This is a genomic window from Streptococcus sp. 27098_8_76 (genome assembly GCF_041432315.1).
Lineage (GTDB): Bacteria > Bacillota > Bacilli > Lactobacillales > Streptococcaceae > Streptococcus.
Genome location: NZ_JAPVZI010000009.1, coordinates 24036 through 40137, shown reverse-complemented (window position 1 = coordinate 40137; position 16102 = coordinate 24036). Strand labels below are relative to the sequence as shown.

The following is a 16102-nucleotide window of genomic DNA, read 5'->3' as shown; positions in this document are numbered from 1 at the left end:
AGGAGAATAGTATATGAAATTAAATCACGACTTATCAAAAAAACATTCCATTCATTTTTTCTTTAAACTCCTACTTGTACTACTATTGATAAATATTTTAATCAATATTGCTATGAGTAACATAACCAGAAATTTTATTAAAAACCAAAATATAGTACACCTACGTAGTTCAATTGAAATTTATGCTGATTCTGTTAATGAGAAGTTGCATTCTGTAGAACGCTTTATGTACTCAACAATAACGCATAATGAATCTTTAGAGAAATTAAATCATGTACAAACGTTTCTTGAGTATCAAGAAAATCTTAAAAAAGTTCAAACTAGCTTTATAGAGTTTGAATATCAAAATGAAACTCATATGACATTCTTATTAGAAACCGATAGTACTGAACATTTTATAAACGTCTCCAATCTTTATATTCCATATGAAGATTATCTACTATTAAAATCAAATCTAAAATCATTGCGTAGTGATATAAGTGACCGTAAATGGAAAAATGTAACTACTAAAAACAGCGAATACTTAGTTAAATCTGTTCATTACGAAGGAAAAATCATTTATGCCGTCATATCTTCAGAAGATATCCTAAAGCCTCTAAGAAAACTTAATATTGGAAATAATGGTAAACTTTCTCTAAAAGAGCCTAACAATATCCCCTCCGAAAACTACCTGATTCATGCTCAAAATGAAAAAACGCATTTACCTTTCGATATTTATGTTTTAGTCGATTATGCCGAAGTCTTTAGAAATATCACACTCTTAGAAGTATTTTTATCAGCTGTTCCTATCATTATCACCGTTTTATCAATCATCATTATCCTGTATATTCGTCAATGGATGATTAAACCAATAACAAGACTCACTGAACGGCTCTCTCAACTTGGGGACTCCATCCCCCCTTCTGAATTTTTTATATCTGAAGGTATACTAGAAATTGATAAGGCAAATGATAAACTTAATAAAGTAATTTTTGACATGCAAGAATTAAAAATAAGGGAATACCATTCACAACTAGAACTTAAGAAGATTGAACTTAATTATCTTAAGAACCAAATTCGTCCGCATTTCTACTTAAATATGTTATCAATGATTCATAGTATGCTTCAAACAAAAAACTACAAGGAAATTGAAGAATTAACTATCCTAACTTCAAATTATCTCCGTCATTTATTTATGGCTAATCAAGATTTTTCAGAACTTAAAGATGAAGTTCAGCATATTAAAGATTATTTAGAAATACAACGAATTCGATATGGAAATAGCATCTACTTTTCACTAAACTACAATGATGACCTACAAAATACTCTTATCCCATCATTACTTTTACAAACATTTATTGAAAACACAATCAAACACGGTTTTTCATTTCAGGATTTATTTACAATTTTACTATCAATAAAAAAAGTAAAAACGGAGGACTCAGATTATATTCAGATTTGTATCGAGGATAATGGTCCAGGTTTCTCTGAAGAAATTTTATCAAAACTAAATCAGAAACAGTCTCTAATAACAGAAGATGGACATCATATTGGGATTACAAACACCATCGAACGTTTAAATCTTCTCTATCCTAATGACTATAGTGTTGCATTTGAAAATAATGAAGAAGGTGGAGCTAAAATTCTTTTACTCATTCCATACAAGATTATAGACGGAGGTTATAATGAACATCTTATTAGTTGATGACGATCGTTTTATCATTGAAGCTTTACGAGAGAAAATAAATTGGGCTAAACTACACATTGACACTGTTTGTGTTGCCTATAGCCTCACTCAAGCTCAAAATATTATTAGAGAGCATCCTATTGATCTCATGATAAGCGATATAGAAATGCCTCAAGGTAGCGGCCTCGAACTCTTATCTTGGATTAGAAATGAAAAATATGATATAAAAACAATTTTTTTAACCAATTACGCCGACTTCAACTATGCTCAAAAAGCAATTGAATTGCAAAGCTTCGAATACTATCTAAAACCCATTAACTTTGAAAAATTAGAATTTATTATTCAAAAAGCCATTAGTAAAATTGAGAATCATAACTTAAACGGAAAAAATGATGCACTTTTACAAATAGAAGATAACTTCTGGTATGATTACCTTAGAAAACCTCAAATTTCTCGCATTGATGAGCTAGAAAATATAGCAAACAAACAAGATTTTATTCTTCAAAAACACCAGTATTTTTTTCTTGCAGTTTTAACAATCAATCTTAATGAAGAAGATTATTCTGCAGAAACTCCATCATGGACTTCTCAACTAAAAAGAGAACTTCAAAGAATTTCACAACCTTCTTATAAGCTGATAAGTCTATTCAAGATGGAAAGCCAAGTTGATCAATATGTTTGTCTCTTTAGAGTAGACTCATCCAAACGTAGTGACAAATTGGCATATGAGATTCATTCTCAAATTTCTAATAACTTTAGTAAATACTCAAACATTATATATAAGAGTTGCCATAAAATATCCGATATTTTATTTCATACCAAAGAACTCTACACTTATAATGAACAATATGTTTCTTATTGGAATACTATTACATGTGTTCCACATAGTTTTCCAACTTCCTTTAAAACAGAAACTCTTTCAATTACGTTTTTAGATAGCTTAAGTGAATACGAATTAAGAGAAAAAATTAATTCACTTGCCTATAATTCTCAAATTCCTACTTTCACACTACAACAAATTTTACTAGATTGGACTCAACAAATAGGAATATATCTAGATCAAAATGGAATCTCGGCACATAAATTATTCCAAAACAGCACTCATGATTTCTTATTCCAACGACGCTTTCATTCAATTGAATCTTTTCAGGATTACTTTGATTATTACTGGTCACATGCTAAGAAATTTGCAACAAACATTGAAAACCAAAAAAATAGTATTCAACGCATCGTCGAATACATAGATCATCACTACTATGAAGATATAAATCGTTCTATATTAGCAGATATGGTTTATCTCAGCGCAGATCATTTAGCTAGAATTTTTAAAAAAGAAACTGGAGAAACTCTTGTTAAATATATAACGGATAAACGCATTAATGCTGCTAAATCTCTCCTATCTCAAACAAATATCTCGATATCACAAGTATCTTGTCAAGTAGGGTATGATAATTATTCTTACTTTACTAAAATTTTTAAACAAAGGACTGGACTTTCTCCTGGAGATTACCGTAAAACTTATCAAAACAAAACGTAAGCAATCTAAATCATTGAAATGATAAGTAAAATTCAAGGTCTGTAGTAATTTTTGAAATTCTACAGTTTTTCCAAAGATAGCTCCATAAACTTATTTGAAATTGCTGATAAGGTAACTTCTTAAAAAGTCAGTTTGAGAAAAACAGCTAGTAAATATTTCTAGGATAAAACGTATACTATCAAGTTTTTTATTCCTGATAGTATGCGCTTTTTATTTGAATACTTGCTATAACACCTTATAAGATTTACTATCATACCATACAAAAATGGACTATTTTTTAATTGCAGAAAAATACTATTTCTAAATACTTAGAAATAATCAAACGAATTAAATATTATTTCTAAATATTTGAAAATAATGTCTATTTGTATTATACTATCTTTGAGGTATCTATTTATGAACTATATTAAAAGACCACATTATTTAGATTTTTTAAGAAGACATCGTGACCGTCAAATCATTAAGGTTGTGAGTGGAGTTAGACGAGCTGGTAAATCTGTGCTTTTTCAACTCTATAAAGAGGAGTTACTAGCAACTGGGGTAGACGAGGATCAAATCATATCCATCAATTTTGAGGATCTGAGTTATTATGACCTCCGACATTTTCAAACATTATTCGCTTATATAAAAGATCAATTAGTTAGCGAGAAAACATACTATATCTTTTTAGATGAAATTCAACATGTTGAAAAATTTGAGCTGGTAGCAGATAGTCTATTCATCCTACCAAATGTTGACCTCTATTTGACTGGATCCAACGCCTACTTTATGAGTAGCCAATTAGCTACAAACTTGACTGGTCGGTATGTTGAGATAGAGGTTCTTCCTTTGTCATTTGAAGAATACCTATCAGGTCAATCTCCTTCAGAGAATCTGAATACAACAGAAATTTTTAACAATTATCTCTTTAGTGCTTTCCCTTACTTATTGCAAACATCATCTTACGCTGAAAAAATTGACTATCTCAGAGGAATATATAACTCCATACTGTTAAATGATATTGTCACTAGATTGGGAAATCCAAATCCTACTATTATTGAACGCATTGTCCGAACCCTTCTCAGTAGTACAGGTAGCTTAATATCAACAAATAAGATTCGCAATACCCTAGTTAGCCAAAATGTTTCAATCTCCCATAATACTTTGGAAAATTATTTGACGACTTTGACAGACAGTTTACTTTTTTATTCCGTTCCACGTTTTGATGTAAAAGGTCGAGCATTATTGCAACGCTTAGAAAAATACTATCCCGTTGATTTAGGTTTACGACATCTCTTATTACCAGACCACAAAGAAGATATTGGGCATATCTTGGAAAATATTGTATATTTGGAATTGAGACGTAGATATTCACAAGTATATGTTGGTAATTTAGATAAGTATGAGGTTGATTTTGTTGTTGTAACTGATCTTGGCCACTACGCTTATTATCAGGTCAGTGAAACAACACTTGCTCCAGAAACACTAGAAAGAGAACTTAGACCACTAGAAGCCATTAAAGATCAATTCCCCAAATATCTATTAACAATAGATACGATTCAGCCAACAGCAAATTACAATGGAATTGAGAAAAAAAATATCATAGATTGGTTACTAGAAAAATAGATAAATATAAATCATTCAGCTAACTAGATTTGCAACACTCTGTTATCAATGATTCTACCCAAATCCTAACAAGATATAGTAAATTTAGAACACATTATCTAATACAGACACTTGAAGGATAAAATGGAATCTTTAACTTCTGGAAGCACTATTATTACTCAAAATGATGAATCTCCATAGAATTAATGAAACTATAAATCAAACGGAACTATAATGAAAAAGAGACTGAGCAATCAGGCTTTAAAATCCTAAAAACGCATACTATCAGGTATTGAAAAAACTTGATAGTATGCGTTTTATTATGGAAATATTTCCTTCATTTTCTCCTGAAATAGGTTTTTTGGTCTTATTTTCTCTATTTCTAATGACTTACTTCAGCTTCTTACCTCTTGGGAAAAATAACAAAAATACGAACTATCAAAGTTTGGCACCCTCAGTAATCCAGAACAATTTATTTACATATATCGACACCAAAGGAAACATCAACAAACCTTTACATGCCGACTATCTAAACAATAAAATGAAAAGCATCAGAAAGTGACATAAAGAGCCGGCACATGCTACACCTCATAAACTGCGACATACAGGAGCGACACTTGCCAAACAAGCAGGAATGAGCTTAGAAGCTATTTCTGAAGCTCTAACACACAGTGACACAGGAACAACACAGGTTTATGTAAATACTTCTAATGTAGTTCCTATGACAGTTGGAGATATTGCTTATCGCAATCTTAAAAAGTAATGGTGTGAATTTTACCCTATAGAAACATCTACCAAGTAATTTGTATCTTCCAACTCTCCCTCATCAAACATTTGATAAAAGCATTGTATAAGCAGTATTTACCTTATCAAATTCATCAATTAATACAATTTGGGTTTCTCTAGACAATAAATCCTTAGCTTCTATAAAAAACTATTGCTGTCGATTCATCGAAATAAATTACCCCTTCATCACTTATCAATTATCACCTAACTCCCTCAACCGTTCCTGCCCTACCTTCAACATCTCTTTTTCAACCGTGTTCCATTTTCCAAATAGGCATTCGTGTAAAACTTCTGCTGCTGAGATTTCGTCTACTTGCGAATCATAAACACACGATTGATCTCTTTGATAAATTTGAATTTGTCTAAAAAGTTCTTCCTTTTCTAACTCCCGTAAGTTATTAACCAAATGTCCTACAATTCCATCATGGTGTGTTTTAGGAGTCGCTCTAGCTTGACTAGGATCTATAGCGTAGAGCTCCTCATAACGTATCAAAGTACTGAGATAGGACAATTCTGGCTTAGTCGCAATCAGTGCAAGTGAGACTTGATAGCCTCTAGCTGTCAATAATTGTGCTGTTTTACGAGGAACTTCGGTCGTTCTCAAGGTACCTTCGATTAATAAATGATAACCTTGTTTACTCAATTCATCTACAAGATATTCAACCATTTGGCCTGCAAATACTTTGGTATAATTCACACTATCTTTGCCATACTTTTCCTGTAAAGTAAGGTAGTTCGGATGAAAAGAGCGATAACTATCTCCATCAATGACAATAATATTTCCTTGAAATTCCCTTTGTTTAATACGATGAATCGTTGTCTTACCAGCACCACTCTGTCCACCGAGCAAGATAGCCTTGGGCTTAGATGAAATTGTTTTACCACGAGTTAAAGAACGAACGAGTCGATTAGAGACTTTAATAAAGTCATCCTGGCTAAGTTTATCTAATTTCATTAAGCCACCACTAGATGACTAGCTTGTTCTAGCACACGTTCAATGCCATCCAAATAGCCATTATATCGCTCTACTTCCTCAAAAGTAGCAACAAGATAAATCTTCGTGTTAATCAAATCAGAAAGATCATCGCTCATTAGAACCCAAGGATTAGAACTATCATCAAATTCAATTCCTTGTTCATCTTGAAAACGATAAAGTTGCGCTAAGATATTCGCTCCTCGTTCCTTTATCAATTCTATTTTTAATGTTAACTGATAATCTTCTACTGGTGTAAGCATTTTTTCCTCCCCTACGATATCGAGATAGGAAACATTAAATTTTTTGCAGATACGATCTACTAATTCTGTCGAAACTGAACTTGTTCCATTCTCATAACGGCTCAGGCTATTTCGAGAGATGCCAATAATCTTTGCGAATTCAGGTTGGGTGAGATCATGTGTTTTACGTAATGTTTTTATATTTTCTCCAATCATGAGAGCCCTCCTTTTATTTATTTCTATTATAGCAAAAAAAATAGAAACGCACCATTTTTGGTGCGCAAGAAACAAACTTTACTAAAAATATTAATATCTAAGATTTAGAGATTAAAGACTACATCATGAAAACTCTGAAAAGTACTGATATCCTGCTATTTCCCATAGTTTTTAATTTTTTAAACAAAACAAAAAAGACACCCAAAAGATGACTCTTGAGTGCTTTGAAACATTGATATAATCGTACTGATTAACGTTTTGAAAATTGGCTAGCTTTACGAGCTTTTTTCAAGCCTGGTTTGATGGATAAGGCTTTTACTGCATTTTAAAATCCCTCTATGAAAGAAATTTGTAGAATTTCTGCACTTAAAAAGTGTACTATACTTGAGTGAAAAGGGGAAACTTATATTCTATAATTCATTAACCACTTTTAAATAATAATTACCGTTTCTCACTGTATTATTTAATAAGGTAAATATAGTCTAATTTTTGAAATCTAATTTTTGACAATTTGAAATAATTTCTTCCCAATTATTTGCTGATTTAATGATTTTACATATTTCTGGGTATTTAAATTTTGTTCCATTGTTTCCCAATACTTATCAGCTCCAAATAAGCCTTTCTTTATGCCTTTTTTATGAAATAATTCATCTTCAGCTTTAACTATATAATTATAAGCATCTTTCAAAACCGATTCTGGTATTTGTGAAATCTCTGCAATCCACAACATCAACTATTGATCATAAAAATAGTGCAGTTTGAAGACTACACTATCTCTTATTAATCAATATTCAATTTATTTTTCTTAATATCATTTGATTTCTTTTTTAAAATACTTCAAAATTTCAATATACTACATTTGTAATCAACCTTTTATTAAAATAAGCTAAATATAAAAAATGGAATGTCTCGCTATCTAATAATTTTTCCTTACTATTTATTTAAGATTCTCCACTATGAATTACTACTAATTTAACGTCTCAGATTTTTTTAAACCTAGGATATCAAGTCCGGGTCTATTATTTCCTTCCCCCCCTATATCTTCTAATTCTATTCGTTCTAACTTTCCATTTTTCAAGATATAATTTTCTCTAGTCTGACTATTAAGTTCAATAAAATGATTTCCATTTTTAGGAGAAGCAAATAAACTCACTTTCGCTTTAAAATTTGTAAAAGGTTCTTCCACTTCCTCCTGAAAAAAAATATAATCTATTTCATTGTCAATCTTATGGAACTTCTTATATTTCTCAGAATTGACTTTAACTACTGATACTTTAGAGAAATCTGAAAATACCAAAATAATTTCTTCTTCATCTTTATCAATTTTTTGTATTCTACCAACCTTTTCTTTTTCTTCGTTAAAAATTTCGTACTTTTCATTGACTCTATATATCTTATTGTTATATTTAATCTGATTGCCATCGATTCTATAACAAATATTTCTTACAATAACCCTATGTTGTGTATAAGTATTTTCTACAATCATATTCCAACTTCCAGATAAAAAAAGTTGCTCTGATGGTAGTCCACAAAAAACTTGGATTTTTCTCCTAATATATGTTATATAAAGTGGATAAACAAAGAATGGTAGGAAGACTTCCAAAATAACAAATCTCTTTGCTCCAATTAATAATCTCTCATGCCATTCGTCTATCTGAATGGGAAACATATTGGCAGAAATGTAAATAAGAGGTAATAGTATTGTTAAACAATATTTTAAAAAAAATAATTGTTCTTTTCTTAATTCTGAAATTTTTACACACATCAAAGCTTCGATTTCATCACTTGTTAATAGCAAAACTAATATCGCTGATATTCCTGTAATAATTGTAGAGTGGTCTTTATGAACATATGATAACACTAATGAGAATAATACTATAATAACAGTAAATAACGTGACTTGTTTGATATTTCTTGAATTAGATTTCTCTCTTATATTAAATCCTATCAATACTATCCATACACATCCAAATACTATAGCCAACCAATGCCATGTTTGTTCGATACGTGAAATTACATAATAAGACATAAACTCTAAAAAACTAAATATTAGCGCTATAGTATAGTTGAAAATTTTCTCAAGGTTTGTTTTTTTTTTGGATATTAAAAAAGTTGTTAACATTTTTAATGATATATATATTAACACCCATAATATCCACATGTTATTTTGACAACAATATATCCGGTTAGATAAGGTTAGGTAAATTGTCATTAGTATTATCTCAATAATAATTATTTTTTTCATTTTGTCCTTTCTTATAAGTAGCTTTTAAAATTTTAGGTAAGAATCTATGAGTATAATATAGCAGCAAATATCACCAAACAATGTTTGAATTATAAAAATAGTTCATTAGGACTAGCCTCTTGAAACTAAAGAAATCCTCTCACATTAGTTATTATTCTCTATGTAACTATCAAGATCCTTGTCATTATCATTTCTCTTTTTATACATTTTCCAACCTACAGGCTCTGCCCTATACTCTTCAATGTCAGAACTAGAAATTATCTTTAGAGCTGCTTTTTTACTTTTAGGATCAAAATTATAAACTCTATAAATTCGATAATTTTCTAATTTTTTAAGTTCTCTTAATTCATTTGGTGTTAAATAAAAACCATCAATGTAAGGTTTCCTAGTCGTTTTAACTTCAATATGCTCTTTTTTACCATTAGAATATTTAACTAAAATATCATAACCTAATCCATCTCCTTTTACTTGCGAACTATGTTCAATAGTAATTTTATCACTTTTAAAATAGTCTTCAAGATACTGATAGACCAACAGTTCCCCCTGCAAACCTAATTTTTGTTTTTGCTCCTGAATTTTACTGTGATTTAAATGGGAAGATTTTAGCTTTGATTCTTTTCTTTTGACAGGTAAGTATTTTTCTTCGTCATTTATGGTTATGTTAAATCCACTAAAGTCTATGATGAGCTCTTCAGAATTGATATTCTCCTCCATCGCGTCAGAAATACTAGGGACCCTCAAATCGTAATTTTCAGGAATTTGGCATTCCAGGTCACCAACTAATTCCCAAAATTCTTGTTTATTGATAGTGTTTATACCATATTGATTCCAAAAATTAGACCAACCCTTCTTCTTCTTTTTAGAAGTCCATTTAAAGTTTTCTAACCTTTCTGATTTTCCTTGTTCCAGAGGTTCAATTAGATTAAATGGGAACTTAATTGTTGCGATAGCTTCACCAGTGTTTACATCTTTTTCAATTTCATTTATTATACCTCCACCAAAAATATAGAATTTACTTGTTTTAGAGGAACTCCCCGGTCTACGATATAAAAATGCATCCCCTACTTTTGGCTTATTATTTCTTTTTGTATTGTAGTTATAAACAACATAATCTTGATCTTTATGATTTTTCCCCCTAACTTTCATATCTTCCTGATGAGAATCAAAAATATGAAATTGATCCGGCTCCGATGGAATATTGTTTAAAATATAATCTTTAACTCTCATTTAAACCTCTCTCATAATTATGATAATTTGTTCGCTTTATTTTCAATTCCTATTTTAACATCCCTCTATCACTTTATCAATACATATCATTTTGTTAGGTTTGTCTTTTTTAGACTCAAAGACTAAGAATTCAAACTATTGATATGTATTAAATAGCAAAAAATCCTCACACGCATCTATAATATGCTATTTACTGCAAAATAAAAATAATATTCTCTTCCATCCTTCGCATTCTCTCTATTCAACTTAAAATAGTTTTTCTGATTCAAGGCCATTGTCCGTAAAATATCGTCAATCAAAAACGTCAAAGGTACATCTCTGAAAGTCTTCTTCAAACCGTATATAATCTTCTGAAAAATAATCCATCTGTAATTTATTCTCATAGAGGTCTTTTCTACTCATATATTACATCCTCCACAGGCTGAATTTGTAAAATATCTTCAATCTGCACTCGTCTATATCCATCACTTGTTTTGACAGATATTTCTTTGTTTGACAGTTCCCTAATCATTCCATCTATAGTAAGTTTTTGAACTCTGTATTTCACAGTAAAACGTCCTTTTAATTGTCCAATATAGAGCTGAGAAAGGAATAATAGTTTTTTATCTATACTTAATCCAGGTGATAAGTCTACTCTATTTCGATCCCCGTCAAGAGAACTCGTATGTTCTGAAAGGAAAAAGCCCATCCACTTCTGCATACCTGGATCTTGATACTCTCCTGCTGAGTGTCCTCCTATCAGTTTACTTCTTGCTATAATTCTAGATGCACTATCAAGCGCACTAGTCTTAAGTAACGAAGTAAATCCAAACTTATCTCTAATAGAATCGATTGCTAGCTAGAGCCTTTCTTCTTTTTCAATTTTGTCAACATCATCAAAAAGTGAAATCAAACTAAAAGATTCATCCACTAGTCCTGAATAGTTGACTCCTACACTTCGGATTGCTCCCGAATTATATCTATTACTGAATAGCTTTAAAACATAGTTTATCAGTGTATCTGTGTGATTTGTTGGTTCAACTTTTAATTGAGTGTTAATAGAACGCTTATTTTCATATTTTGAGTACCCGAGATGTATTGAAACAGCTGTCGTTTTTTTACCTGCTCGTCTTAAGCGAATAGCTACTTGTTCAGCCATCTCTCTAAGAATGATTTCAATATCTCTTTTCTTATCATAGTCTCGTGGTAATACTTGAGAATTACCTAATCCTTTAGATTTAGGCTTATAAGGATTATGAACATTACTTTCATCTATTCCATTTGTATGAAACCATAAACGAAGACCAGGCACCCCAAGACTTTTCTTTAACATATCAGGATTTGTATTAGCTAACTCCTTAATCGAATAAATCCCTAAGTTATTTAAGCGCTTTTCCATACGAGGTCCTATTCCCCAAAAATCAGTCATATTAGGAATAGACCATACTTTATTTTCGACATCTTCATAAGACCAATTAGCTCTCATAGTGGAAGTTTTCTTAGCTTCATTATCAAGTGATAGTTTAGCAAGTAAAGGGTTCGCATTAGACATCCCTACTGTAGAATAAATCCCAGTACGCCTCCAAATATCTTTTTGAATTCTAGCTGAAATCATATCTAGTTTATCTTTACGTGAAATTTTCCGATCTGAAACAAAATAATTTAGCGAACTTGTCAGGTCTATAAACCCTTCATCTATAGAGTAAGGATAAATGTCGTCTGGACTACCATAATTCTGAAAAACTTGTTGGATTTCCATATTTACTGCAATGTACTCATCCATTCTTGGGGGGACAATAAACGTCACTTTAGCCCACTCTTCAATATATCTTATATATTCAGAGTCTGTGGGTAACCCCTGTTTCTTAGCATTATAATACGAGAACCTTCTTGTTGTGATATCAAATGGTAAATCATAAGAACGCCCTACATTTGATTTCCCAAATATTTTCTTAAACATGGGAGAAGAAGCTAAAATAAGACCAGCTGAATTATCTGCTCGACTCATAACACATAAAGAAGTCTTTAAAGGATGCAAGCCCCTCTCTACACACTCAACACTGGAGTAAAAAGATTTCATATCAATAAAGGCAATGTCACTTCTAGGTTCTTTTGAATAATCAAAATAGCCCACAACCTAACCCTCCATAGGTACAAAATTCCCAATAATGATTCCTACAACTCGTGGATCCTCATCATAGGAGAGGTAAATATCTTTGTAGTTTGGATTAATAGAAACTAAGCGTAATCCTCCTTCTTCACGATAGACTCTTTTTATATATGTTTGATTATTGCATACAACTGCGTACACAGCTCCATCATAATCAAAACCAGTCTCTCGAATCAGTGCTACAGATCCATTATGGTATTTTGGTTCCATTGAATCACCTGATACCCATGAAGCAAAATCATGAGCTAACTCCTCATTAAAATAGACTGTATCAAAATTACGGTCATCATAAACAGAAGCACCAATACCTGCAGACATTCTTTCGTAAACATGATATTCAAAAAGTTTTTCTGAAATATATGTTACTTTTTTACTTTTCTCTTCTTCCAGTAAGTCGTGAGCATAGGCTACTATTTTTTCTTTTCCGTCATTTGAAAGCTTATTATATATCTGTACTATTTCAATCTCGGTAAAATATCCTACTGATACATTCAGAATCTTTTCTAATTGAGAAACCTTTTCTTTTGATGGTTCTTTTATCCCACGTTCCCAAGCCGAGTAAGCTTGAAACGTTATACCTAATTGATCTGCAATTTCTTTTTGTGTCATACCTAGCTCTTTTCTACGAGCCTTAAGTTTTTCTGGTTGATACATTAAATTCACCTCACATTAATAATAATTGTAATTCAGCTTTTTTCCGTGCTTGTTCATCCGATAACTTCAAGCTATCCCAAGCATATGCTCTTTGTTTGCCCTTATTATACACTAACCAAATTTTCAAATGTTTAATATTTTCTTTTAAATTAGCCCAATTTTCTTGATAAAGTAACTCTGGTATCTCTTGACTAGAAACAAATCCCTTTTCATCAATTCGATTTCGAATCTGATTCATCAAAGAAGGTCCATATTGATTAAATTCTGCAATTATTTTTTCTTTGATGGTATGAAAGAAATTATGAATTGAAGCATTGTTTCTCTCAATATACTCTTCAACGGCCTCTTTAATTTGACCTTCTTTATCAGGAAAATACTCGCGCAACAGATCCAATAAACGAAAATACAAGGCTTGCTTTGAAACTTCTAGGCTAGTTTGTACTTTTTGGAAGTTTTCACAACTGTAATAAATTTTAGACAACAGCACGATATTGGGCATCAATACCACAGCTGAAAAGATATTAGCTTCTTTTTCTAATACATTTTCCTGATTATCTACAGATTCAGTAAAACATGTACCACTATGGTTAAGAATAAAGTGCCCCAGTTCATGACACAGAGTAAAATTTTGTTTAGATTTTGGATTATCTCTTTCATAAGAAAAACTTATCCCATCCTGATCAATTATTGTTAAACCTTCAATCTTATGATTCGTAAAATGATGACTCATCACTTGAATTTTATTTTCTTGAATACAATAATGAAAAAAATCCCTAAAGTTATAGTCTAATAGGGAGGTACTATTATCTTTAATGTACTGATACAATTTCTGTTTTGTAACATTACTTACTCTAGTATAAAATTCATCCAACGAATAATACCTCCTTTAAGTTACAATTCACAGATATAAACCAATTTGGTTGAGCTTATTATACAAAAAAAGTGGACGACTGTCCACACAAAAACAATTCTATTAATTATCCAATTGGGCTTAGAAAAAAATTGTTCATCTAATTTAAGTTTATTTACGTATTAAATTAGATTATTCTTAACAAAAGATAATTACAGTTTAAACTTGAGATTTTTTATGTATTCTAACTTATGCTGTAAATCTGGATAGATAGCTTGACCAGTGATACCTAATAATTTCAATTCTGATAATATCTGTTTTTTATATTCCTTCTTAATTTTAATCCTAACATTGCCCTGACTTTTACCTTGTTTGAGAAATATTTCCGGAGAATAGATAAATTCCATTTTTTCTAATGTTTTATTAATGCCGGTTTGTATTTCTTGTAAAATTGCTTTTTTGTCATCTTCACTTTTTTCATTAATTCCACATTCACTAATCTTATCTAAACAATCTAATCCCCAAATAATAAAAAGACCGCTCTGCCTCATAATCCTTGAATCTATTTCTGACGCATAAACTATCTCGGCCCCAAATAGATACTCTTTCAATATTATAGTTGGTGCATATCCAAGATCAGTACTAGAATAATCAATAAGTTTTCTAAGGATTCTGGATATTTCAAAAATATGTTGAAATGTTAGCAATAAGTTTTCTTTATCTGTAATACTAGCGTTATTAACTACCTTAAATAAGGAAATTTTCTCTTGGATACTTAGACGACTAATATTCGCTTTTATACAAACCCTCTCTGAAAGCTCAGTTTCAACTTGAGGAAATTCTTTCTTATATAAGAAAATAACACCATCTGATATTGTATCCAAATCATTAACACCATCTTCAACAGCAAAATATAATGCAACTAGAGCATTAGTTGTTATATCCAGAATCCTTGTTGTCATACCATAGTGTTGCATTAATGCTAACTTTCCTAAAAAGGATCCCGTTGAAGAAAATTCTTTTGGACTAGATAATTCCGCTCTTTTAATATATTCTTCTTCAAAAAAAATACTATCTAAACTTCTATATAGCGATGGAATTACATTATTATAGTCTTTAACTTGTCCTCGAAAATATACACCATTCGTAATTATATTCTCAATAAAATCTTTTGTATCATCTCTACTAAACATATTTTCGTAACTTCTTATATCTGTTGCTAGTGCATACTTTAATATAAAATAATTACTATGTATCATAGTTATCGCTCTTAGATAATCAGATACCGTACTTATATCTCTAACACATATTTGTTCACTAGGAACCAAACTATGGCTATTTTCTTCTTTTACATAATAAACTTTTTCTAAATTAATCATTATTTTCTTCCTTACCAAACGCCTTCTTCCGCTCTTCCATAAACTCAATCAATTCCTTTTTAAAAATTTCTTTTTCTTCCTTACTTAATCCTTTTGAGTTCATACGAAAAAGCAATTCAACATTGTCTAAATCATTTGATTTTTCTTCTGAATTTCCAACTAAATAATCAATTGAAACACTAAATACTTGCGAAATCTTAACTAGATTTTCTTGAGTCGGTTTTTTCCTACCTCTCTCCCAGTCTGCATAAGAAGATTGTCCTATTCCTAATCGCTTTGCTAGTTCTACTTGAGTTAGATTAGCTTGTTTTCGTAATTCTTTTAAACGTTCTGCAAACGCCATAGTTGTTCCTCTTCAAAATTTTTTAAAAAGTTTCAAAAACCTCTTGACAATTATCGCCAACAGCGATAATATATATAGCTGATAGCGATATTGTGGATTAAAATAATAATCCCTATCAATTGAGATCATTGACAATTTAATAAAAAGTGCATCTGACAACCAGAGAACTGATTGCCAAAACTACACTAAACTTCGTACCTTTATTGTAAATGTTTTGGAAAGAAAAGTCAAGTCTCTTTATGGTTGAAGTG

General features: G+C 30.8%; 13 protein-coding genes and 4 pseudogenes. 4 read left to right on the top strand and 13 right to left on the bottom strand.

Going from position 1 to position 16102, the window contains the following annotated elements; genetic code table 11:
- The first annotated feature begins 13 nt into the window (after positions 1 to 13).
- From O3636_RS07505 to O3636_RS07490, 4 genes and pseudogenes are all read left to right on the top strand, one after another.
- Positions 14 to 1684 carry a sensor histidine kinase gene (locus O3636_RS07505; protein WP_371642429.1) on the top strand — a complete coding sequence of 557 codons (1671 nt, stop codon included), beginning with the start codon at positions 14 to 16 and terminating at the stop codon, positions 1682 to 1684.
- The gene (locus tag O3636_RS07500) at positions 1665 to 3203 is read left to right on the top strand and encodes a response regulator (RefSeq protein WP_371642427.1); all 1539 of its coding nucleotides are present in this window, start codon (positions 1665 to 1667) and stop codon (positions 3201 to 3203) included. The genes O3636_RS07505 and O3636_RS07500 overlap by 20 nt, the downstream gene beginning before the upstream one ends.
- 396 nt (positions 3204 to 3599) lie before the next feature.
- Positions 3600 to 4808, top strand: a complete 1209-nt coding sequence (locus tag O3636_RS07495; protein ID WP_371642424.1) for an ATP-binding protein — start codon at positions 3600 to 3602, stop codon at positions 4806 to 4808.
- Between the two features lie 351 nt (positions 4809 to 5159).
- Positions 5160 to 5550 (top strand): annotated as a pseudogene (locus O3636_RS07490) (tyrosine-type recombinase/integrase); the annotation flags it as partial.
- A 20-nt stretch (positions 5551 to 5570) separates the two neighbouring features.
- Here O3636_RS07490 and O3636_RS07485 read toward each other — a convergent pair.
- The 13 genes and pseudogenes from O3636_RS07485 to O3636_RS07425 all read right to left on the bottom strand — a co-directional run.
- Positions 5571 to 5709 (bottom strand): annotated as a pseudogene (locus O3636_RS07485) (AAA family ATPase); the annotation flags it as partial.
- A gap of 57 nt (positions 5710 to 5766) precedes the next feature.
- Positions 5767 to 6528, bottom strand: coding sequence for a type II toxin-antitoxin system toxin PezT (gene pezT / locus O3636_RS07480; protein WP_371642422.1), 762 nt, complete (start codon positions 6526 to 6528; stop codon positions 5767 to 5769).
- Entirely contained in the window at positions 6528 to 7004 is a 477-nt protein-coding gene (gene pezA / locus O3636_RS07475; RefSeq protein ID WP_261084773.1) for a type II toxin-antitoxin system antitoxin PezA, read from the bottom strand. Before pezA ends, pezT begins: the two co-directional genes overlap by 1 nt.
- 496 nt (positions 7005 to 7500) lie before the next feature.
- Positions 7501 to 7734, bottom strand: coding sequence for a hypothetical protein (locus tag O3636_RS07470; RefSeq protein ID WP_261025431.1), 234 nt, complete (start codon positions 7732 to 7734; stop codon positions 7501 to 7503).
- 237 nt (positions 7735 to 7971) lie between these two features.
- On the bottom strand, positions 7972 to 9126 hold the full coding sequence (locus O3636_RS07465; protein WP_261025430.1) for a hypothetical protein: 1155 nt from the start codon (positions 9124 to 9126) through the stop codon (positions 7972 to 7974).
- Positions 9127 to 9393: 267 nt separating this feature from the next.
- Positions 9394 to 10476 (bottom strand): DUF3883 domain-containing protein, encoded by a 1083-nt coding sequence (locus tag O3636_RS07460; protein ID WP_261025429.1) that lies wholly within the window; start codon positions 10474 to 10476, stop codon positions 9394 to 9396.
- Positions 10477 to 10652: 176 nt separating this feature from the next.
- Positions 10653 to 10878: pseudogene (locus O3636_RS07455) on the bottom strand (DUF5960 family protein).
- Entirely contained in the window at positions 10871 to 11176 is a 306-nt protein-coding gene (locus O3636_RS07450; protein WP_261025446.1) for a hypothetical protein, read from the bottom strand. The pseudogene O3636_RS07455 and the gene O3636_RS07450 overlap by 8 nt, the downstream one beginning before the upstream one ends.
- An 18-nt stretch (positions 11177 to 11194) precedes the next feature.
- A pseudogene (locus tag O3636_RS07445) lies at positions 11195 to 12589 on the bottom strand (Y-family DNA polymerase); the annotation flags it as partial.
- Positions 12590 to 12592: 3 nt separating this feature from the next.
- The gene (locus tag O3636_RS07440; protein ID WP_261084776.1) at positions 12593 to 13279 is read right to left on the bottom strand and encodes an XRE family transcriptional regulator; all 687 of its coding nucleotides are present in this window, start codon (positions 13277 to 13279) and stop codon (positions 12593 to 12595) included.
- Positions 13280 to 13289: 10 nt separating this feature from the next.
- On the bottom strand, positions 13290 to 14150 hold the full coding sequence (locus O3636_RS07435; protein WP_261084778.1) for an ImmA/IrrE family metallo-endopeptidase: 861 nt from the start codon (positions 14148 to 14150) through the stop codon (positions 13290 to 13292).
- A 191-nt stretch (positions 14151 to 14341) separates the two neighbouring features.
- On the bottom strand, positions 14342 to 15508 hold the full coding sequence (locus O3636_RS07430; protein ID WP_371642419.1) for an FRG domain-containing protein: 1167 nt from the start codon (positions 15506 to 15508) through the stop codon (positions 14342 to 14344).
- Positions 15501 to 15851 (bottom strand): helix-turn-helix transcriptional regulator, encoded by a 351-nt coding sequence (locus O3636_RS07425; protein ID WP_261084781.1) that lies wholly within the window; start codon positions 15849 to 15851, stop codon positions 15501 to 15503. The genes O3636_RS07430 and O3636_RS07425 overlap by 8 nt, the downstream gene beginning before the upstream one ends.
- Positions 15852 to 16102 lie beyond the last annotated feature (251 nt).